Annotated in this window: 24 protein-coding genes; 7 read left to right on the forward strand and 17 right to left on the reverse strand. The window is 62.6% G+C overall.

Features of this window, described 5'->3' with window-relative positions:
• Positions 1-2: 2 nt before the first annotated feature.
• Positions 3-1,184, forward strand: coding sequence for a DUF418 domain-containing protein (locus tag YQ44_RS11485; protein ID WP_232251259.1), 1,182 nt, complete (start codon positions 3-5; stop codon positions 1,182-1,184).
• A gap of 16 nt (positions 1,185-1,200) precedes the next feature.
• Here YQ44_RS11485 and YQ44_RS11490 read toward each other — a convergent pair whose 3' ends face one another.
• Positions 1,201-1,917: an SOS response-associated peptidase gene (locus YQ44_RS11490; RefSeq protein ID WP_071323496.1), complete on the reverse strand. Its 717-nt coding sequence runs from the start codon at positions 1,915-1,917 to the stop codon at positions 1,201-1,203.
• Positions 1,918-2,058: 141 nt separating this feature from the next.
• Here YQ44_RS11490 and YQ44_RS11495 point away from each other — a divergent pair, with 141 nt between their 5' ends.
• Positions 2,059-2,283, forward strand: coding sequence for a hypothetical protein (locus YQ44_RS11495; RefSeq protein ID WP_071323497.1), 225 nt, complete (start codon positions 2,059-2,061; stop codon positions 2,281-2,283).
• A gap of 36 nt (positions 2,284-2,319) precedes the next feature.
• On the opposite strand, the gene YQ44_RS11500 is transcribed toward YQ44_RS11495, so the two are convergent.
• The 6 genes from YQ44_RS11500 to YQ44_RS11525 all read right to left on the reverse strand — a co-directional run bounded on the left by YQ44_RS11500 (position 2,320) and on the right by YQ44_RS11525 (position 5,887).
• Positions 2,320-2,565: a hypothetical protein gene (locus tag YQ44_RS11500; protein ID WP_071323498.1), complete on the reverse strand. Its 246-nt coding sequence runs from the start codon at positions 2,563-2,565 to the stop codon at positions 2,320-2,322.
• Between the two features lie 105 nt (positions 2,566-2,670).
• On the reverse strand, positions 2,671-2,976 hold the full coding sequence (locus YQ44_RS11505; protein ID WP_071323499.1) for a hypothetical protein: 306 nt from the start codon (positions 2,974-2,976) through the stop codon (positions 2,671-2,673).
• 237 nt (positions 2,977-3,213) lie between these two features.
• Positions 3,214-3,420, reverse strand: a complete 207-nt coding sequence (locus YQ44_RS11510) for a hypothetical protein (protein ID WP_071323500.1) — start codon at positions 3,418-3,420, stop codon at positions 3,214-3,216.
• 130 nt (positions 3,421-3,550) lie between these two features.
• A complete protein-coding gene (gene mntP / locus YQ44_RS11515; protein WP_071323501.1) occupies positions 3,551-4,120 on the reverse strand; it encodes a manganese efflux pump MntP in 570 nt (189 codons plus the stop codon).
• 179 nt (positions 4,121-4,299) lie between these two features.
• Positions 4,300-5,154 carry an undecaprenyl-diphosphate phosphatase gene (locus YQ44_RS11520; RefSeq protein WP_071323502.1) on the reverse strand — a complete coding sequence of 285 codons (855 nt, stop codon included), beginning with the start codon at positions 5,152-5,154 and terminating at the stop codon, positions 4,300-4,302.
• A 112-nt stretch (positions 5,155-5,266) separates the two neighbouring features.
• The gene (locus YQ44_RS11525; protein WP_071323503.1) at positions 5,267-5,887 is read right to left on the reverse strand and encodes a LysE family translocator; all 621 of its coding nucleotides are present in this window, start codon (positions 5,885-5,887) and stop codon (positions 5,267-5,269) included.
• A 171-nt stretch (positions 5,888-6,058) separates the two neighbouring features.
• Here YQ44_RS11525 and YQ44_RS11530 point away from each other — a divergent pair, with 171 nt between their 5' ends.
• A complete protein-coding gene (locus tag YQ44_RS11530; RefSeq protein ID WP_071323504.1) occupies positions 6,059-6,946 on the forward strand; it encodes a LysR substrate-binding domain-containing protein in 888 nt (295 codons plus the stop codon).
• Between the two features lie 9 nt (positions 6,947-6,955).
• On the opposite strand, the gene YQ44_RS11535 is transcribed toward YQ44_RS11530, so the two are convergent.
• From YQ44_RS11535 to YQ44_RS11560, 6 genes are all read right to left on the reverse strand, one after another.
• Positions 6,956-7,825, reverse strand: coding sequence for an alpha/beta hydrolase (locus YQ44_RS11535; RefSeq protein ID WP_071323505.1), 870 nt, complete (start codon positions 7,823-7,825; stop codon positions 6,956-6,958).
• A gap of 87 nt (positions 7,826-7,912) precedes the next feature.
• On the reverse strand, positions 7,913-8,557 hold the full coding sequence (locus YQ44_RS11540) for a hypothetical protein (protein WP_156894794.1): 645 nt from the start codon (positions 8,555-8,557) through the stop codon (positions 7,913-7,915).
• An 80-nt stretch (positions 8,558-8,637) separates the two neighbouring features.
• Positions 8,638-8,958: a hypothetical protein gene (locus YQ44_RS11545; RefSeq protein ID WP_071323507.1), complete on the reverse strand. Its 321-nt coding sequence runs from the start codon at positions 8,956-8,958 to the stop codon at positions 8,638-8,640.
• 25 nt (positions 8,959-8,983) lie between these two features.
• Positions 8,984-9,676, reverse strand: coding sequence for a hypothetical protein (locus tag YQ44_RS11550; protein WP_071323508.1), 693 nt, complete (start codon positions 9,674-9,676; stop codon positions 8,984-8,986).
• A 97-nt stretch (positions 9,677-9,773) separates the two neighbouring features.
• Positions 9,774-11,450 (reverse strand): DUF6138 family protein, encoded by a 1,677-nt coding sequence (locus YQ44_RS11555; protein WP_071323509.1) that lies wholly within the window; start codon positions 11,448-11,450, stop codon positions 9,774-9,776.
• Between the two features lie 119 nt (positions 11,451-11,569).
• Positions 11,570-11,887, reverse strand: a complete 318-nt coding sequence (locus tag YQ44_RS11560; RefSeq protein ID WP_071323510.1) for a hypothetical protein — start codon at positions 11,885-11,887, stop codon at positions 11,570-11,572.
• A gap of 193 nt (positions 11,888-12,080) precedes the next feature.
• Here YQ44_RS11560 and YQ44_RS11565 point away from each other — a divergent pair, with 193 nt between their 5' ends.
• From YQ44_RS11565 to YQ44_RS11575, 3 genes are all read left to right on the forward strand, one after another.
• Positions 12,081-12,722 carry a sensor histidine kinase gene (locus YQ44_RS11565; RefSeq protein WP_083411777.1) on the forward strand — a complete coding sequence of 214 codons (642 nt, stop codon included), beginning with the start codon at positions 12,081-12,083 and terminating at the stop codon, positions 12,720-12,722.
• A gap of 81 nt (positions 12,723-12,803) precedes the next feature.
• Positions 12,804-13,061, forward strand: coding sequence for a DUF1488 family protein (locus YQ44_RS11570; RefSeq protein ID WP_071323511.1), 258 nt, complete (start codon positions 12,804-12,806; stop codon positions 13,059-13,061).
• A gap of 305 nt (positions 13,062-13,366) precedes the next feature.
• Positions 13,367-14,065 carry a DUF3334 family protein gene (locus YQ44_RS11575; protein WP_071323512.1) on the forward strand — a complete coding sequence of 233 codons (699 nt, stop codon included), beginning with the start codon at positions 13,367-13,369 and terminating at the stop codon, positions 14,063-14,065.
• Between the two features lie 67 nt (positions 14,066-14,132).
• Here YQ44_RS11575 and YQ44_RS11580 read toward each other — a convergent pair whose 3' ends face one another.
• The 3 genes from YQ44_RS11580 to YQ44_RS11590 form a co-directional block, all read right to left on the reverse strand.
• On the reverse strand, positions 14,133-14,564 hold the full coding sequence (locus tag YQ44_RS11580; protein ID WP_071326419.1) for a GNAT family N-acetyltransferase: 432 nt from the start codon (positions 14,562-14,564) through the stop codon (positions 14,133-14,135).
• A gap of 114 nt (positions 14,565-14,678) precedes the next feature.
• Entirely contained in the window at positions 14,679-15,362 is a 684-nt protein-coding gene (locus YQ44_RS11585) for a hypothetical protein (RefSeq protein WP_156894796.1), read from the reverse strand.
• Positions 15,363-15,589: 227 nt separating this feature from the next.
• Positions 15,590-16,120: a hypothetical protein gene (locus YQ44_RS11590; protein WP_156894797.1), complete on the reverse strand. Its 531-nt coding sequence runs from the start codon at positions 16,118-16,120 to the stop codon at positions 15,590-15,592.
• A 468-nt stretch (positions 16,121-16,588) separates the two neighbouring features.
• Between YQ44_RS11590 and YQ44_RS11595 the strand changes: the two genes are divergently transcribed.
• Positions 16,589-16,918, forward strand: a complete 330-nt coding sequence (locus YQ44_RS11595) for a hypothetical protein (RefSeq protein WP_156894798.1) — start codon at positions 16,589-16,591, stop codon at positions 16,916-16,918.
• Positions 16,919-17,089: 171 nt separating this feature from the next.
• On the opposite strand, the gene YQ44_RS11600 is transcribed toward YQ44_RS11595, so the two are convergent.
• Positions 17,090-17,434 (reverse strand): hypothetical protein, encoded by a 345-nt coding sequence (locus tag YQ44_RS11600; RefSeq protein ID WP_156894799.1) that lies wholly within the window; start codon positions 17,432-17,434, stop codon positions 17,090-17,092.
• Positions 17,435-17,479: the final 45 nt, after the last annotated feature.

Here is a 17,479-nt window from a genome sequence, read left to right on the forward strand (position 1 = left end):
CCGTGCCCGCCAGACACGGACGCTTGCCGCAACTCGACGTGCTGCGCGGCATCGCCGTGTTCGGCATCCTGCTGGTCAATATCTGGGGCTTTGCCTGGGGCACCATTTCCCTGCGCTACGGCACCTTGCCGGCGCAGCCGCCCGTGCTCGACCAGCTCGTCATTTTCGGCGTGGCGGCGCTGGCGCAATTCAAGTTCTATCCCATCTTCGCCTTCCTGTTCGGCGCCGGCTTTGCCCTGCAGACGCGCTCGCTGAAGCGCCAGCTGGGCAGCTGGGAAGAGGCGCAGGCCGCCTACAGGCGTCGGCTGCGCTGGCTGCTTGCGTTGGGCCTGCTGCATGGTTTTTGCGTGTGGAGCGGCGACGTGCTGACCTCGTATGCCGTTGCCGGCATGCTGATCCTGCCGCTGGCGTCCGCCAGGCTGAGTCGCGTTCGCAACCGCGCCTGGCTGGTGGCGGGCGGTTTCCTGCTGTTCATGTGTTTATTGATTCCCGTGGGCCAGCAGGGCGGCGCTCCGGACACGGCGCACGATCTGCAAAGTTTTGCCGCCCGGTACGCCATCTATACGCAAGGCGGCGCGTGGGCCGTGGCAAAGTTGCGCGCCAACGACTACCTGACGTCCTTGCTGTACGCCATCGTCATGCTGCCGCACATCGTCGTGCTGTTCTTGCTGGGCATCGTCTCCGTGCGTTTGGGCTGGCTGACGCAGCCGCAGCGCCACGGGCGCCTGTGGCGCTGGGTCTGCGGCGTGGGGCTGGGCGTGGGACTGCCGTTCAATTTGCTGGCGGCGTTTGCCATCACGTGGCAAGTGGTCGATCCGTATCAACAAGTGTTCGACGCGGCCTTGTTCGAGGCGGGCCTGTTCGCGGGCGGCCCCGTGCTTGCCGCAGGCTATGTGGCGGCCTTGATGCTGGCCGGCCCCTTCCTGCTGCGCTGGCTCGCTTCCTGGCTGGCGCCCGTGGGCCGCATGGCGCTGAGCAACTACCTGTTGCAATCCTTGCTGGGAAGCTGGCTGCTGCAGGGGCCGGGCCTGGGCTGGGGCGCGCGTTTGCGCCCGGCCGAGATGCTGGGGCTGGCGATACTGATGATGGCGGGGCAGGTGCTCTTCAGCCGCTATTGGCTGCGCCACTTCCGCCAGGGTCCGTTTGAAGCGCTGTGGCGCCGCCTGGCGCGGTTGCCCGGCTGATCTGGCGTAATCCGCTCTAATCCGCACTCCAGTCGAATGAGGATTGGCCGGGCGGCGCGGGCGGCGGCTTGGCCTTGGCGGACGGCACCAGCGGATTGTCGACGGCATGCCATGCGAACAGGTCCACGTCGAGCATGCAGCTGCGCGCCAGGTGCAGCGCGGCCTCGGGCGTCAATGCGGGGTCGAGCCAGCGCCGCGCGTCTTCCAGGCTGACGGCGACGGGGCGGCGGTCGTGGATATCGACCATGCCGCCCATGCTGTCGGCCGTCACCAGCACGAAGCCCGCTTCCTCGCGGCTGTGTTTCCAGGGACCGAACTGGGCCAGCACCAGCAGGAACAGGCGCGCGCGGTCGCGGCGGTGGATATGCCACGGCTGCTTGCCGCCTTTTTCGCCGGTCCACTCATACCAGCCATCCACGCAGACGATGCCGCGTCCCGCGCGCAGCAGCGGCTTCCAGTAGGCGCCGGCCAGTTTTTCCAGCCGGGCGTTGATGGCGATGGGAATTTTCTTCTTGCCGGGCGCCGGCGTGGCCTGCGCCGCCCAGGCGGGGCGGTAGCCCCAGAAGACGTCGCCGACGCGGCGCACGCCATCCTCGATATGCAGCACGGGGCGGTAGCTACCCGGAGAGACGTTCAGGTGCGGCTCGGCCTCGCTGTCGAAGACCGCGTCGGTCCAGCCGAAAGACGACGCCAGCACGCGCGCCGTGTCATTTTGATCGAATCGTCCACACATGGCGAAATCATACCTGAATGCCTGGCCGCGCGACGGCTGGCGCACGCATCGTGCGGGTGTGGGCCAACGTACAGACCGTGCGCGGCGACCGGCGCACACTGGCTGCAGTCAGATCCCTGACGCTCATGCATCGGAGGAAATATGTCTTTTGAGAATCCCACCATCCACAAAGGTTTCACCATCAGCGCCACGGCCAGCCAGCGCCGCGATGGCCGCTGGGTCGGTTCCTTCATCAGCCAGAACCACGCGTGCGGCGCCTATGCAGACACCTGCGATTATGACGATTGCAGCAACGAGAAGGACGCGCAGCAAGTGGCCCTGTCGGTCGGCTGGCGCCTGGCCGACGGCACGCCGGCTTCCCGCTAGGGTATGCAGTGGCGCAAGCTTGCAGGCGCCGCGCCTTCAGCCTTTGCGCCGCAATGCCAACAGCACGCCCGCCAGCGGGAACAGCAGGACGGTGCCCAGGCGCACGGCCGCCAGCGAGGCGATTTCCACGCCCAGCACATGCGGCAAGGCCAGCAGCAATAGCGGCGCCGGCACCGCAATGGCGAAGAAGAACAGATACCACGAGTGGCCGTTCCTCTTTGCCAGCAAGGCGATCAGCGCGCAGCCGATCAGGAAGACCAGCGGCAGATTTACATTTTCCATTATTTGGCATCTCATCGAGTGGGGTAGGCGCCGCGTCTGCGCGGCGCGCGTGATTATACGCGTCCCCATGCCGTATGGCGCCTGGCAACTTCGCCCGGCAACTTGCTAGTTGCCGACCAGGTCAGGCGGCTGCGGCGCCTGCTTGCCGCTGGCGGGCGCGTCCGCCGGCAGCAGCGCCTTGATGGCGTCGTTGTAGATGAGTTCCTGCGCATACGCGGACGCCTCGATCAGGGCCGCATGCACGGATTTGAAGCTGCTGGCCGTCTCGATGAGCACCGGCTTGGCGTACACCTGCTGCGTATCGCCGCGCTTGCTGACCAGTATCATGCCCCGGTAGCGCCCATCCTTCTCCAGCGCCCCCGTCACATGAAATTCATAGCCCCTGATCTGGTGTTTTTGTTGTTGCTCCATGTTTCCCGCCTCCAGCACCGATTGTCACGGCATTGGACCATCCATTCGATAGGAACAGCAGAGTGTTTGATGTGTATCAATGCTTGAAATTTTTACCACGATACAAGGAACGTCACGCCGCCAGGCAGAATCGCAGCGAGCGGCAGGGACCTATGGCCGAGTGGTGCAACCGTACCCTGCTACGGTGCGCCTCGCCAGCCGCAAGGCGCCCCGCGCAGTGGCTTGCGGCAAGCGTCATCAGCCAGCGCGGATGGCGCGGATCTGCTGGGCTGTTTCTTCTATCTCGCGATACGCTTCCTGGATATAGCCATCGATAGGATGCCCGTCCATCCATTCGAAATAGGCGCGTTCGTCATGCTTGATGGAAAAGGGGACATGGTGGTCGCGGATCGATTCGGCCGTTTCGCGCACCAGCGAGGCAAACAGCAGCTCCAGAGTTTCCATGATGGTCACCTAGCGAGACATAGAGCATTCAATGTAGCACACCGCCAGCCAGGGCGCGCACCGCCGCCGTGCGCGCCCGCGCCCGACATGCCGCCCGCGGCTATCATGATGCGAGGCGGCTGGCCGGCCTTCAGGCCGGGTGGCCGATATGCTCGTACAGGATCACGCAGCCGATGACGATCAGCACGAGGCCACCCACCAGTTCGGCGCGGCGGCCCGCCACCGTGCCCAGCACCCGGCCCAGCATCACGCCCAGGGTCACCATGACGAAGGTGGAAAAGCCGATGGCGGCGGCCGTGACGACGATATTGGCGCCAAGCAAGGCCAAGCCGGCACCCACCACCATGGCGTCGATGCTGGTGGCCAGGCCCGTGATGGCCAGCACCCAGAACGAGTGCGACTGCGCGGGCGCTTCCTCCTCGTCGGCGTCGGACAGGGCATTGCGTATCATCAGCAAGCCGATGATGCCCAGCAGGCTGAAGGCGATCCAGTGGTCCCATGCGGCCACATATGGCGCGGCCACGCTGCCCAGGGCCCAGCCGATGACGGGCGTGATGGCTTCGATGACGCCAAAGATGAGGCCAGTGCGCAGCGCTTCGCGCCATTGCGGCTTGTGCAGGGCGGCGCCCTTGCCGACGGCGGCAGCGAAGGCGTCGGTGGACATGGCAAGCGAGAGGGCGGCGGTGGCGGCGAAATTCATCGTTGGCTTTCAGTGGGGCTGGCTGGGATGGTTATTCACGATAAGGCCTACAAGACTGTAGCGGGCGCAGGAGAGTTGCGGCCGCGAGGCGCCACTGTACGGAGGTACGGTGCGCATCGCAGGCCGTCAATCACGACGCGCAGCAGGTTTGATCGGCGTTTTCAGCAAACCCGGCGATTCTACCCCACGTACAGCACGACGGCAGAGGCCAGCAGGCAATAGGCGCCAAAGAAATGCCAGCGTCCCTGTTCCAGCCAGCGCGACAGCCAGCGCAGGGCCAGCAGGCCGGCCAGGAATGAGAGCAGCATGCCCAGCAGGCTGGGCGCGAGCAGTTGCGGCAGGCTGGCGCCATGCGCCAGGTGGCCGAGGCTGCCGCTGGCGACGGCCTGGTAGAAGCGCCAGCCTTCCTTGACCAGCACGGCGGGCGTCAGCACGACGGCCAGCGCGAAGCTGAATTCCTCGGCGCGGCGCTGCGGCACGCCCATGGCGATGCCGGCCGAAATGGTGGCGCCCGAGCGGGAAAAGCCGCGGAAAGGCAGGCACAGCCCCTGCACGGCGCCGATCACCATGGCCTTGCCGATAGACAAGGTACCGCTTTCCCGCGCCTGCTGGCGCGAGGAGGCGATGATCAGCAGGCCGGCGGCGGCCAGCGCGGCCGCCATCAGTGTGGCGTTGCCGAACAGGTGTTCGATTTCAAAGCCGGGCGCCTCCTTGCGCATGACGTGGGTGATGCCTTTCAGCAAGCCGAAACCGACGATGCCCGTCAGGGCCGTGGCGGCCACCAGCAGCAAGGCATTGCGGCGGAAGGCTGCGGCCGAGCTGAAATAGGTGGCGCGCCAGGATTTCCAGAAATACACGATCACGGCAAACATGGTGCCGGTATGCAGCATCACCAGCAGCATGGTCAGCTCGGGTGAGGTGGGGTCCAGGCCCATCCATTTTTCCGCCATGATGACGTGGGCGGAGCTGGACACGGGCAGCAACTCGGCGAAGCCCTGGACGATGGAAAGGATGAGGAGTTGCAGAAAAGTCATGGATGATGTGCTCGGGATCGTAGGCAGGCAGGAAAATTGTTGCATCGGAAACATGGCGTATCCGGCCGCGCCATTTTACAGGCCGCCTCCTGGCTGGCCGCTTGGCGCACCATTACAGTTTGTCCATGTTGGCGCAGGCCAGCAGTACGCCTAGCGCCATTAAAATCGTGCCGATCAGCCGGTCGACCATCCGCTGGTGGCTGAGCATGCGGGAACGGAACGTTGCTCTTGAAAAAAAGATGGCGACCAGGGCAAACCACAGCAGATGGATGGCGGACATGCATAGCCCGTAGCCGAACTGGACTGTTAATGGCGTGCCAGGCTGCACCACCTGGGTGTAGGTACTGATGACAAACAGCGTCGTCTTCGGGTTCAGGGCATTGGTAAGGAATCCATGGAGGAAAATTTGCTGTCGGGACACGGACGCGCCGTTGTGCAGGTCGATGACGAGCCCGGCGCGGTTGACGCAGGTTTTCCAGCCGATCACGATCAGGTACAGGGCGCCGGCAAACTTGATCGCGGCAAACAAGGCCGGTGACTTTGCAATGATGAGCCCGATACCAAACATCGTATAGAACACGTGGACTTGCACACCCACGGCGATGCCGAGCGCGGCCAGCAGGCCGGCACGGCGGCCATGCAGATAGCTGTTACGCGTGACCATCGCGAAATCGGGGCCGGGGACGATGGAGGCCAGCAGGGTAATCAGTGCAACAGCAAGCAATTCAAGCATGGATTCTTCCTTGGACGGTGGCGGCGCCGCATGGCGATCAGTGAGTATTCATCGCCTGGATGGCAAGCGCCATTGCGCATGCGGGCTAGCGGAAGAGCAATTATCCCTATAATGACGTACGGTGAAAAACGATGATATCGTGCGATTATGTGTGAGAAAAAATGACAGATCATGACTAGACAGGTAGCCCTCGGCGCCTTGCGCTTCTTCGCGGCGGCGGCCAGGCTGGGCAGCTTCGTCCAGGCGGCCGACGCATTGCATGTCACGCACGGCGCGGTGAGCCGGCAAATCCGCCTGCTGGAAACGTCGCTGGGCACGCCCCTGTTCGAACGCCGCAACCGTGGCGTGTTCCTGACGCCGGCGGGCGCGCAGCTGCAGGAGGCCGTCCAGCAAGCGTTCGAGCGGCTCGATGCCGCCCTCGAGGCCGTGCGCCAGCCGGCGCGCCAGGCGCCACTGGTGGTGTCATGCGAGCCGACGATCGCCATGAAATGGCTGATCCCGCGCCTCGGCGACTTTTACCAGCGGCATCCCGAGGTGCCGCTGCACCTGTTTGCGTCGGGCGGGCCGGTGGCGTTCCAGCGCGACGCGGTGGATGTCGCGCTGCGCCGCAACGATTTTCTGTGGGATGCGGGCCTGCATGCGGAAAAGGTGTGCGACGAATGGATCGCGCCCGTGTGCGCGCCGGCCCTGTTGCGGGACGGCCGGCTGGACTTGTCAGCGCAGCGCTTGCTGCATGCGGCGTCGCGCCCGGCCGCCTGGACGCACTGGCGCGCCGCCGCCAGGGACGACGGCGGCCAGGGCCAGGGCGACAGCCAGAGCTACGAACACTTCTACCTGAGCCTGCAAGCGGCCTGTGCCGGCCTGGGCGTGGCCATCGGCTCCGTCCTCATGGCGCGCGAAGACCTCGACCACGGGCGCCTGGTGGCGCCGTTTGGCTTCCGGCGCGACGGCACCGGCTATTTCCTGCTGTCCCCGCAGCCGTTCGACGGCGACGCGCGCCGTACCACCTTGCTGCACTGGCTGCGCGAGCAGATGGTGCCGGCGCTGCCGGCACCGTAGTCGCCCCGTTTACCGGGACGGTGTGGCCGGCTTGAACACGGCGCGGAAGGCCTTCAGGGCGGCGGGATGGTAGATCGTGCCATGGGTTTCGGCCGGCATCTTTTCCTGGTGCCATTGCAAACCGGCAGGCGCCTGCTTCTCCAGCACGTCCGACAGGCGCTGCACTTCCACGGCGATGCCCGCTTCGCTGCTGGACGCCAGGTACAGGCTGCGCTTGCCTGGCGCGCCCTTGGCCAGCAGGGCGGCCGCCTGGCGCGGCAGGGCGCCGCCGTTCCACCACAGGCTGGGGTCGAACGCCAGGTAGTGGTCGAACAGCTGCGGCTCGAGCAGATAGGTTTCCACCACGAACAGGCCGGCCAGCGATTCGCCGACGATGGCCGTCTCGCCCGTCGTGCGGTAGCGGCGCTTGACTTCCGGCATCAGTTCATCGCGGATGAAGCTGCGGTAGGCGGATGAACCGCCCACGACGGCAGCGATCTTGCGGTCGTCGGCGCTGTCGGTCGGCCCCGTCAAGTCGCGCCGGCGCTGCGTGTTCTGCATGCCGACCAGCATGAAGGGGCGCATCGTGCCGTTGGCTACCGACACTTGCAGCAGGCCGGCCACGTGCAGGAAATCCTCGGCCACGCCGCCATCGGGCATGTACAGCACGGGCAGCGGGGCGTCGGGCGGGGTGTCCCAGGCGCGCGCCACGTACACATTGATGTGGCGCTTTTCCTTCAGGGCGCGGGAATCGATGCTGAAACTTTCGCCGATGACCAGCGGCGTCGCCGCGCTGGCCACCGCGGTGGCGGGCGCGGCTGCGCTGGCAAGGTGAAAAGCGCTGCTGGTGGACAGCAGCAAGGCGGCGGTGAGGTGCAGTGCAAGGGTAGAACGGCGCATGTTTTCCTGTGATAAGTAAATTGGGACGATGGCATGTACTCGTATAGACATGCCATTGAGCAATTCTATCTTATCTTTGATGCAGGATTACTTGATCGCCAATAGTTCCCGCTCCCGCACGATGCCCGTGCTGTCCACCGTGTAGGCGATCAGCAGGGCGCCATCGTCCGCGCACGCATGGCAGCTCTTCAGGGACGTGGAAAACAGCAGGCGCTGGCCACCATCGCTGGTGGCCGTGCTGCCGACGAAGTCGGCCGGCGCAAACGGCATGGCGTCCGGGTGGGCGGCGGCAAAGGCGCGCCAGGCTGGCGTGGCGCGGTCCTCGTCGCGCACGGAATCTTCGTCGACGTCGATGGCGGCGCCATCGCTGCCGATCAGCAGGCTGCCTTCATTCGTGTTGGCACGAAACGGATAGGTGACGGTGGCCAGGGCCGCCTTGCCCAGCGGACGCCAGGCGGAGATGAAGCCGGCCTTGTCCGCCTTCACCAGCATCCTGGCGGCGGCGATGGCTTGCGGCCGGGCGCCGCTGCGCTGCATGGTGCGCAGCAGGCAGACGTCGGGCGCGGTGGACGATTGCTCGCTGCGGCAGGCCGACAGCGAGCGTTCCTGCCACACGGCGCGCGCGTCGATGGCGTCCGTGGGCGGGGCGGCATGCGCCGCGTGCATGGTGGTCAGGCTGGACAGGGCTAGTGCGGCAACGCCGGCAAGGTGGCGGGAAAGTCGTAGGGGCATGGCGTTATCCTTTCAGTGCTTTTCAACAGGCACTGATTATAGGAGGAGGGCCGCGCCCGCCTGCGCACCGTAGCGGCGGCCTAGCGCTTCCTTGCCGCCGCCTGGCGCAGCGCCTTCGCTTCCTGTTTGTTCGGGATGTGCGGGCGCGTCGCCAGTTCCGTCTTGACGGCGGCGATGGCGGCGCCGAACAGCTGTGCGGCCTGCTCCATGCTGGCGCCCGCATAGTACTGCTGGTTGGACTGGGCGGCGCGCAGCCGGCGCAATAGCGCCAGCAGCTGCCTGCCGTGCAGGACGGACAGATCCTGGGCCAGCACTTGCCGGCCCAGTGCGCCTTCCACGTAGTCGGGATCGAGCAGGCGCAGCAAGGCCAGGCCTGCGGGTTGCGGTACCGGCTTGTCCATCAGCACATTCTAAACGCGGCGCGGATTACAGGTAATCCCAGATTTCATCGAAGGTTTCGCGCGCGAAATCGTTGCGCCAGGCTTCCGAACTCTTTTCGCGGCTGATGGGGAACACGGCGCGCCAGGTCTGCTTCGGCGCGCTCGCGTAGGTCGCGGCGATCTTTTTCAAGCCTGCAATGCATTGCTCCGCCTTGCAGCCGCTCTTCGCCAGTTGCTGCGAGGCAGGCGCCCATGCGACAGGCACCTTGACGAGCTGGCATTCGAAGCTGACGACGGTCGTCTGCATGCCGTTTTCTTCCGTTGCCGGATCGGCCTTGGTGGCCTGGCATGCGGCGCCATTCTTGGCGGCGATGACGTTGGCGGCCAGCAACTCGGCTGCCGGCGTCAAGGCTGCCTGCATGGCGGCCGGGAACAGGTCGGCGATCAGCTTGCCCGTTTCCGCTGGAAATTGCGCATCCGTTTCCTTCAGCGCGCTGTACGACGCATATTCGGCGGACTGGTGGCCGGCCAGGCGGGTGGGGCGCAGGTAGGCGTTGAGCTTGGCGACGCTCGCTTCGTCATGGTTGACGATGGTCTTGATGTACAGATTGGCCACATCGACCGGCGCCAGTTCCACGGCGACGGGCGTCGCGGCGATGGCGGGTTGGGCCAGCGCGACGGCGGCGGCAAGGGCAGCCGCCAGCAGGGTGGCGCGCGGTGCTTGTTGTTTCAGGTGCATATATGTTCTCCACGATTCAATGTCAGGCGCCAAAAATGCCTTACGGCAACTCTGGCGCCGCGCATTATATATGGTGAAAGTCATAACGTTGCGCACGTCACGCGTCATCCTTGCTGGCCGCGGCCAGGAGGGCGATCAGCAGCTCCTTGCGCCGTCCGTCCGCCTTGCGCGCCAGGGCGGCCATTTTTTCCAGCTTGCCCCAGATCGGATACAGCATGTGTTCCACCAGATAGTCTTCCAGCCCCTGCAGTTGCTGGTGCAGGCAGGCCAGCTTTTCCACATCGTCGAACTCGGCCTGGATCTTGAGTTTCACGTTGTCCGTGCAACGCCGCAAACACGCCACCAGCGTCGGGATGGTTGCCGTCGTGACGCCATATCGCTCCACGAAGGCCGCCGTAAACTGATCCTGCACCGACTGGTGTTCGTCATCGACCTGCGCCATGTAGTCGTGGATCAGGGGAAAGTGACGGGCGTCGAGCAGGCCCAGGCCGAACGTGGCATAGCTGCCGGGCATGCAATTCTTTTCGCCTTCCGTATCGGCATAGAATTCATATTCCGCGATGGCCGCGCGCGCATACGCTTCTAGCTGCGGCTGCAGGGCGGGCCAGGCGAGGGCGTTGGCAAAGAAGCGGTGCGTATCGGATTTCGCCAGTCCCTTGATCGGCAGGTAGGCCTTGGCCCTGGATTTGAGCTTGATCTGGTAGCTTTTCGGGAAACCGTTTGCCAGCAGATGCGTGATGAATGCCAGCGCCTGCCCATACGCGGCTTCCTCTTCCTGGGCAATGCTGATGGTCAGCGTGGCAAACACGTCGTTGGCGCGGCATTCCAGCAGCGCATTCTTGACATGGATTTCCCCCTCGCTGAACGTGCCGCTGCCTTCGTGCAGCATGCGCACGGCCCGTTCACTGCCCAGTTCGCGCGCGATTTCCAGGAATTTGAGGCCCCTGGCCTTGGCGTAACTCGGTTCATGGCGCAGTATCATGACGGCGCCGTAGAGCAGGAGGTCGAGCGGCTGCATGGCTTGCGCATCGAGTGCCACGGCCGCTTTCAAGGCGTATTCGGTGGCGCGGTAGGCGGACTGGGCGCGGTCGTAGTATTGCGGCAGGAAGTCGTTTTCCACCCATTGCGTGATGGCGCGCAGGATATGATGGCGGTGTTCGGCCAGCGCATCCGGCGTGGCCTTGTTCAATGCCAGGATGCGTTCGAATTGCGCGATGGTCCAGGCCACGTCGAGTTGCGGGAATAGCTGATGGTCGAGCAGGTGGCGCGCGAGGAAGAACGATTCCAGCGCTTGCGTCGGCTGCGTGCCCTGGGTCAGCTGTTGATCGATATACGCGTGGATGCGCTCAAGCAGCAGTTGGCGTTTGTCTTCATTCACATATTCCAGCAAGCTCAGGTGCAACTTGCCCTGCGCCGTCTGGAATTTGCCGCGGAACGTGAAGCGGTAGTCGATCATCGCCGTGTTCACCAGTGGCGCCAGCCGCGCTTGCACCAGCGCCGTCAGCTGCGGCGCGATCAGCTCGCGCACTTGCGCATCATCAAGACGGGCCGGCGTTCTCGGGCGCGCGTCATCGTCGTTGTCGTAGCCCAGGTCGATATCGTCGGCCGTCGTGCGGCCTGGTTTGTAGTCGAGCAGGAAATCGCTGAAGATGCCCACTTGCATGGTGGTCCGGTCGAGAGACGAGTTCAGGTCGGTGCGCTGCAGGCGCTCGTCGAACCAGGCATGGATCGCCTGCGTCATTTCCTCTGTTGCCTGCTCTTGCAATGTGCTCATCTATTTCGCCTTCTCATGCATTGCACGCGACAAGGCCAACGCATGGCGTCACGAGCAATATTTAATATAAATCACTATTTTAGGTGTTCCGGCCTGGCCTGGGCAAGGGTGCGCGGACGTCAGGAGGGCGGCGCGAGAAAGCGCTCGTCGATCTCGCTCGATTGCGGCCCCACTGTGACCGTCGAGTGCCAGCCCGACGGTTTCTCATTGCCGTCAAATAAGGCGATGCGCGTGTGGATGAACAGCACCGAATAGACGCCGGACTTCATGTCGCGGTTCAAGTCCCAGTGCACCAGTTCTATGGCTTCGCCGATGCGCGGCAAATGCGCGCCGGGCGGCACCACGATGTTCTGATTGACGAACTCCCGGCTTGGCCCCGGTTCCTTGTGGCGCGGATCGATGTAGCGGAAGGAAACGCTGGTGGGGATGGTTTGCATGGACGGGCCTGCTCAATTGTATGTCCGATGACAATAGCACATGGGCGGCTGGCCTGATGCGTACCGTACGCGGCCGGGCTGCCTGTTGTCGCGACAGGCTTGCGCATGCGCTATGTACGGTAACAGACGGTTTTTAACCGGGAATCACGTTAGGCTTGCTTGTTGTCACTCCTAATAGATCGCAGGAAACGTCATGATGCATTTATTCCTAGAGGAAAAGCAGGTGGGTACGGCCGCGCTCAAGCCGGGGAGCACGGGCATGTCGGGCGCGACCGGTGCCGTGCTCGAGCGCAGCCTCGCGGGCTTGGGCACCCTGAGCAACCGTGCGCTGGCGGAAGTGCGCTCGGAGGCGGGCTTGACCTTGCAGCGTTCCATTTTTTCTGTCAGTAACTTCATCGCTGAACTCAGCTATCGGGCCGGCCTGCAAGCGGAGCTGTCGCGCTGCATCTTCGTCGCGGAAACGGTCGATCCCGTGCTGCGGCTCGATGCGGACAAGGATTTACTGCTGTCTGCCGTGGGCAGGCTGCTGCAGAATGCCTTCAAGTTTGGCGCGCCGAATGGCACGGTGGTGCTGCGCGCGTATGCGAGTGGCGAGCGGATCAAGGTCGAGGTGGAGGACAACGGCGCCGGCCTGTCGCCGGCTGCGGCAGAGCAGTTGTTTCTGCCATTCACGCAAGACGGCGCCGACAAGACGGGCCTGGGCCTGTCGATCGCCAAGCGCAGCGTGGAAGCGAATGCGGGCGTCCTGAGCGCGGAAAGCGTGCTCGGCCACGGCTCTGTCTTCATCATCGACTTGCCGCGCCATGCAGACGCTGCGGATACATCTTGCCCATGAATGCCTGCCTGCTTCCCGACATCGTGGCCACCGCGTCGCCACCAGGCACGTCGCGGACGGCATGCGGGACGGAGGCTGGCCATGCCCTATGAAATCGTCAAGGACAGCATTGCGCTCGACCAGGCTGGCGCCGCCGTCACCTTCCATCTGGGCGTCTTCGGGGTGGAAAAGAGCTGCAGCATCAGCGCGACCGCATTGCACAGCCTGGACGAGGGCCGAGGCGGCGACTTGCTGGCCATCTTCGACACCCACCGGCTGCGCATCGCCCAGCGTGCGTTCGCTCACCTGAGCAGGGATTTGCTGGTCAGCGGCGTGACCTTGCGCGCACTTGATTTCTAGTCACTATTTCCTGTGTTGACGCCGCTGTCCTGGCCAGATATGGCATTTCCGCACAGATCATCAAGTAAATGCAGGTATGGCTGGACGGAAATGTTACATCTCGGTATTCTGCGCATCTGATACTTATTTCTATACGGAAAAAAGTAAGAATGTGGCCGGGACCAGCGCTCACGCTGGCAGCCTGGCCAGGCACGATCAGGCATGCAAAGATGAAGTCGTCCACCTGCCGAGTGTCGCCGTCTGGTTGCGGCGCGCAGGGGACAGGGAAACTGTGCTGTCATCTTAAAAAGTAAGAGAGGTTGTTTATGAATCCAGAAAAGGCTGTTGTGTACGGTACAGAAGATTTGTTAATGAGTTTGTGTAACTCGGTAGTGCGGGTGCTCAACGTTGCAACACAAAGCAAGGTCAATTATTCCGGCATGGTGCAGCGCATCACCAAGACCGGCCTGAAACCGGACATCGGCTGTTTCGTGATGTTCGATGGCGGCTTCACGGGCCTGGTCGTGCTGAACTTCGCGGCCGACACGGCGATGGAAATCTACGAGCGCTACATGTTGCACATGGGGATGCCGAAGTCGGAGCTGGCCAGCTTCTACACGTCGGACGAAGTGTCGAACATCATGGGGGAGCTGATGAACCAGATCGTGGGCGACTTCACGGGCAAGGTGCGGCGCGAGCTGCAAACCAACATCACCCAGAACCAGCCGAAGATGCTGGTGCTGAACAAGCAGGTGATGCTCAGCGTCGATACGCCGCTGGACCGCCCGGAAATGCGTCGCGTGACGTTCTATACAGAAAAGAACAACATTTTCTATCTGGAACTGGCAATCGACCGCACCGAGTTCATCAAGCTGCACGATTTCGATTCCAAGGAATACGACGCCGACGCCTTGATGGCTACCGAGCATGCCAACCAGGCCAGCCAGGCCGCCGCGCCGGCGCCCGCGCCAGCCGCGCCGGACGAGGATGACAACGCCGACCTGCTCAAGTCCCTGGGCATGTAAGCTGGCTGTTCATCCGGCGGCGGTGGAGGCATTGCCGCCACCGCCGCCAGCGGTTTCAATCGTGGTTTCAATCGAGTAAGGTTTTGCTCATGAACACGCGGCTCGTCCCCTCGGGACTGCAGCTGATTTCGCCAAAGGTGCGCCAGCCACGGCGTTCGTAAAATTCGGGCGCCTGGAAACTGATGGTGTACAGCACCGCCGAGGCGCAGCCGCGCCGGCGTCCTTCCGCCTCGAACTGCGCCAGTACCTGGCTGCCCAGGCCGAGTCCGCGCAAGGCGGCGGGCAAATAAAACAGATCGAGGAAAAGCAGGCCCAGCGAGGTGCGGCCCATGGCGCCGCCCAGCACCTGACGCGTCTCGCGGTCGCGTACGACCACGCTCAGCGCCTGTCTGTCGCTGTAGCCGGTGATCGCATCGTTGTAGGCGTTCAAGCCATCGAGAATGACTTGCTCGACCTCGGCGTCGATCGCGGCGCTGACGGAAATGGTATAGGACGGCACGGTGTGCGGATTTTCAGGCATGCTCGACAAGGTTGTGATTGATGACTGTATGAATATACAGTATCTTGCGTCCCGCGACCAGTGCGAGTCTACCCGGCGCGCGCCGTGCTGGCGCTATGGCGACAGCGTCACCGTGTCCATCTTACCCGTGCCGACCATGCCGCTCTGCTGGCTGTCATCGAGCGACCAGTACTCGAGCGCATACACATAGCTGCCATCGATGATGGTCAGCGTTTCCTTCTGGCGCCCGCTGGGCGCCTTGTAATACAGGCGTCGCGCCGGTTTGCCATCCACCGTCTGATGGAACGCCTGCGGCGAAATGCGGACGCGCTTGCCCGCCTTGCCCGCCATCGACATCGCCGTGATCGTCAGGTAGGCCCGTTCCGGGCAGCGCGCCAGCAGGTGTCCGCCGCTCAGTACAGTTGCCTGCGCGCCCTCCAGCGGGAAGCCAAACGGTTGCACGCCGACGATATCGTGGCAGCCGACCTGCCGCGCCACAGCGGTCAATATGGCCGGGTCGAGCGCGCTGCCCAAGTGTTTTTCATCGGCCTGTGCCCGACCGATCGCCCAGCGGCGCTCCACCTCGGCCAGCGAAATGTCGCCGGACACGGGCAGCGGGGCAGGGGCGTGCGGATCGGCCGCCCTGGACGTTTCGTCCCGCATGCGCGCTTCGACAGAGTGGGCGCGCTCGGGGGATGTGGCGCGCGCGGCTTGTTCCGCTTCAGGCGAGGCGCTTGCCAGGGCGGTGCTGGCGAAGAACAGGCCGGCGGCCAACGTGATAACTTGTTTGCTAAGCATGGGGATATTGTGGGCGGCGGGCTGGCCTGACGCGCTAGGGGCAAAGGACAAGCATTCTTGCACCGAATCGCGCTTTTGCCCATGGGGGCACGAGAAATAGGGCGGCGCAGTGCCAAACATCAGGGGCCGGACAGGCTGGGGCGCAAAGGCGGCGAGTCGGGCGTAGCTTGTCTGCCGGTGGCGTTCCGTGCTTTGACGTAATTTACAGCTGTCGTCAGCCGCAAAAGTCAGCCCCCAAAAAATCTGTCGAGCCTGTAACCATAATGCCTGAGTTTCCCTTTTCGTATGGCCGTTCCCGAACCCAGCATGGAGTCGTCTTTTATTGCTGACATCAGCTTGCCTGCGGCTTTGAGCTTATCTTCCATCGAAATGCTTTTTTGCAAGAAAAACAGCCCGTCTCCCGGGTTAAAGAAAAAAATACCGTCGCGATGCTGGTACACCGCCCCCGCGTGTCCGTTTCCGGCAACGAATAGAAAGTCTCCCGGTTCCATTCCCGCAATATCCGCGCTGGATAGTTCTGCGGGAACAAGCGGGAAAAACATCGAATCAGTGCCTAATAAGTCCTGCAATTTCACTGCCCAGGAAGTGTCGCCTTTTTCAATAAGGGCTTGCAATGCATCACAATCGCTTGCCTTCAACTTCAAGGCATGTTCCATTCCCTGATTATCAAGCCGGGATAGCCATAACATTGCCGCCGCCTCACACACTCCCTTTGGGTGCATATGGGTCTTGTTTTCCCATTCCCTTACCTTTTTCATGATATGTGTCCGTCATTGCCAGATGGATGGGATGTTCGTATTTATTTTCACGGCTTGATTTCTTGTAATTATAGTTGGTGAAATATTGGTAGTTCTAGATAATTGTCACTGCTTGCTTGTAATTTCAGGTAAAAATTGCGGTTGCCGCAATTCGCCGACTCGTCGGGATTTGCCGCCTGGCTAGTGCTGCGATGTACAGGTGGCGATAGTGATTTTTTGCTTCTAACACGTTACGTGCCGCGTAACCTGCTGTTACTTGCTGGCCGATGCGGGTCGGCATACTGTGCCTCCATCGGTCCACCAGTTTTGTTGTAATAAATATGCAGGCCGGCCCTTGTGGCGACTCCCTATCCATCGATTCGATGGATAGGGCAGTGTCTGTCGCTCCCGTGCAAGTTGGTGTCATGGCATATGGATTCCTTGAGTACGGAACCGATACACTTTCAACCAATCAATGAGGAAATGATCATGCAAACGATCGGCAGCTTGAATCTTGCGAACAATGGCGGCTTTGTCTGCGCTGGCAAAGTGAGTTTTATCGACCCCAATGGCGGCACGGGAACGTCTGATCGCTGGGATATGATCGCGCTTGGCCAGAACGAGACGATGAAGCCAGGTGACAGGGGCGTGGCAAGCGGTTCGCTGGTGCAGATGTATATCGACATCGTGGCGGGAAACGACCGTACGGGAGGAACTTACTTCCTGTACGACCCGGCTTCGCCACGCTGCGCCAACTACAGCATTACGGGCACGACGCTTAACAGCACGGTGCATTTTGGCGGCATCACGCCAGTCTGATCAGGGGGCGTGGTCAGGCTGGACGGTATCGTGTCCCTGGTCTGGCTGCGCCGGTGCAGGCGGAAGCCGAGCATAAAATGGCTGCCTGGCATGGCACGGGAAAGCGAGCTGGTTCCCGGATTGCCTTGCTGGCGGTATCGGCTGAGTCCTGCCTTGGCAGCAGCCAGCGTTTTATCGGCGGAATGTGCGGATCGAGGATCTTTTCCGCTGATGTAAATCCGATGTGAATTTATAGGCGCCCACCACAGCAGCGGCAGCGGCAATGCCCAGCCCGTAAAATCCCATTCCCCAACCTACTTGAATGTCCGTACTCGCGTATTTATTCAGGAAAAAGGGCGCCGCATAGATCAGCGCAAGGCTGGCAACCCCAAAAACGCCCGCTCCTATCTTGGACGCCTCTGCAACCTCCCCCTGCGTGGCGCCATACACGATGTCGCCTCGGCAGCCTTGGCACACATGCGCGCCAACATTGAATTCGAAATGGCATTGATAGCAACTACTTGTTTTTTGAGCCAATTAAATTCTCCAGATAAATGTTTATTTATGGAAATTATCATAGAT

Origin of the sequence: Janthinobacterium sp. 1_2014MBL_MicDiv, assembly GCF_001865675.1 — a bacterium.
Taxonomy (GTDB): Bacteria; Pseudomonadota; Gammaproteobacteria; order Burkholderiales; family Burkholderiaceae_D; genus Janthinobacterium.

Bases quoted from the DNA above. Each gene is read 5' to 3' on its own strand.
- YQ44_RS11520 (WP_071323502.1), bottom strand. From the start codon at position 5,154: ATGACTTTTCTGCAACTCCTCATCCTTTCCATCGTCCAGGGCTTCGCC.
- YQ44_RS11590 (WP_156894797.1), bottom strand. From the start codon at position 16,120: ATGAAAAAGGTAAGGGAATGGGAAAACAAGACCCATATGCACCCAAAG.
- YQ44_RS11575 (WP_071323512.1), top strand. From the start codon at position 13,367: ATGAATCCAGAAAAGGCTGTTGTGTACGGTACAGAAGATTTGTTAATG.
- YQ44_RS11555 (WP_071323509.1), bottom strand. From the start codon at position 11,450: ATGAGCACATTGCAAGAGCAGGCAACAGAGGAAATGACGCAGGCGATC.
- YQ44_RS11550 (WP_071323508.1), bottom strand. From the start codon at position 9,676: ATGCACCTGAAACAACAAGCACCGCGCGCCACCCTGCTGGCGGCTGCC.
- YQ44_RS11500 (WP_071323498.1), bottom strand. From the start codon at position 2,565: ATGGAAAATGTAAATCTGCCGCTGGTCTTCCTGATCGGCTGCGCGCTG.
- YQ44_RS11490 (WP_071323496.1), bottom strand. From the start codon at position 1,917: ATGTGTGGACGATTCGATCAAAATGACACGGCGCGCGTGCTGGCGTCG.
- mntP (WP_071323501.1), bottom strand. From the start codon at position 4,120: ATGAATTTCGCCGCCACCGCCGCCCTCTCGCTTGCCATGTCCACCGAC.
- YQ44_RS11560 (WP_071323510.1), bottom strand. From the start codon at position 11,887: ATGCAAACCATCCCCACCAGCGTTTCCTTCCGCTACATCGATCCGCGC.
- YQ44_RS11505 (WP_071323499.1), bottom strand. From the start codon at position 2,976: ATGGAGCAACAACAAAAACACCAGATCAGGGGCTATGAATTTCATGTG.
- YQ44_RS11565 (WP_083411777.1), top strand. From the start codon at position 12,081: ATGATGCATTTATTCCTAGAGGAAAAGCAGGTGGGTACGGCCGCGCTC.
- YQ44_RS11530 (WP_071323504.1), top strand. From the start codon at position 6,059: ATGACTAGACAGGTAGCCCTCGGCGCCTTGCGCTTCTTCGCGGCGGCG.
- YQ44_RS11495 (WP_071323497.1), top strand. From the start codon at position 2,059: ATGTCTTTTGAGAATCCCACCATCCACAAAGGTTTCACCATCAGCGCC.
- YQ44_RS11545 (WP_071323507.1), bottom strand. From the start codon at position 8,958: ATGGACAAGCCGGTACCGCAACCCGCAGGCCTGGCCTTGCTGCGCCTG.
- YQ44_RS11525 (WP_071323503.1), bottom strand. From the start codon at position 5,887: ATGCTTGAATTGCTTGCTGTTGCACTGATTACCCTGCTGGCCTCCATC.
- YQ44_RS11510 (WP_071323500.1), bottom strand. From the start codon at position 3,420: ATGGAAACTCTGGAGCTGCTGTTTGCCTCGCTGGTGCGCGAAACGGCC.
- YQ44_RS11595 (WP_156894798.1), top strand. From the start codon at position 16,589: ATGCAAACGATCGGCAGCTTGAATCTTGCGAACAATGGCGGCTTTGTC.
- YQ44_RS11535 (WP_071323505.1), bottom strand. From the start codon at position 7,825: ATGCGCCGTTCTACCCTTGCACTGCACCTCACCGCCGCCTTGCTGCTG.
- YQ44_RS11585 (WP_156894796.1), bottom strand. From the start codon at position 15,362: ATGCTTAGCAAACAAGTTATCACGTTGGCCGCCGGCCTGTTCTTCGCC.
- YQ44_RS11540 (WP_156894794.1), bottom strand. From the start codon at position 8,557: ATGCCCCTACGACTTTCCCGCCACCTTGCCGGCGTTGCCGCACTAGCC.
- YQ44_RS11570 (WP_071323511.1), top strand. From the start codon at position 12,804: ATGCCCTATGAAATCGTCAAGGACAGCATTGCGCTCGACCAGGCTGGC.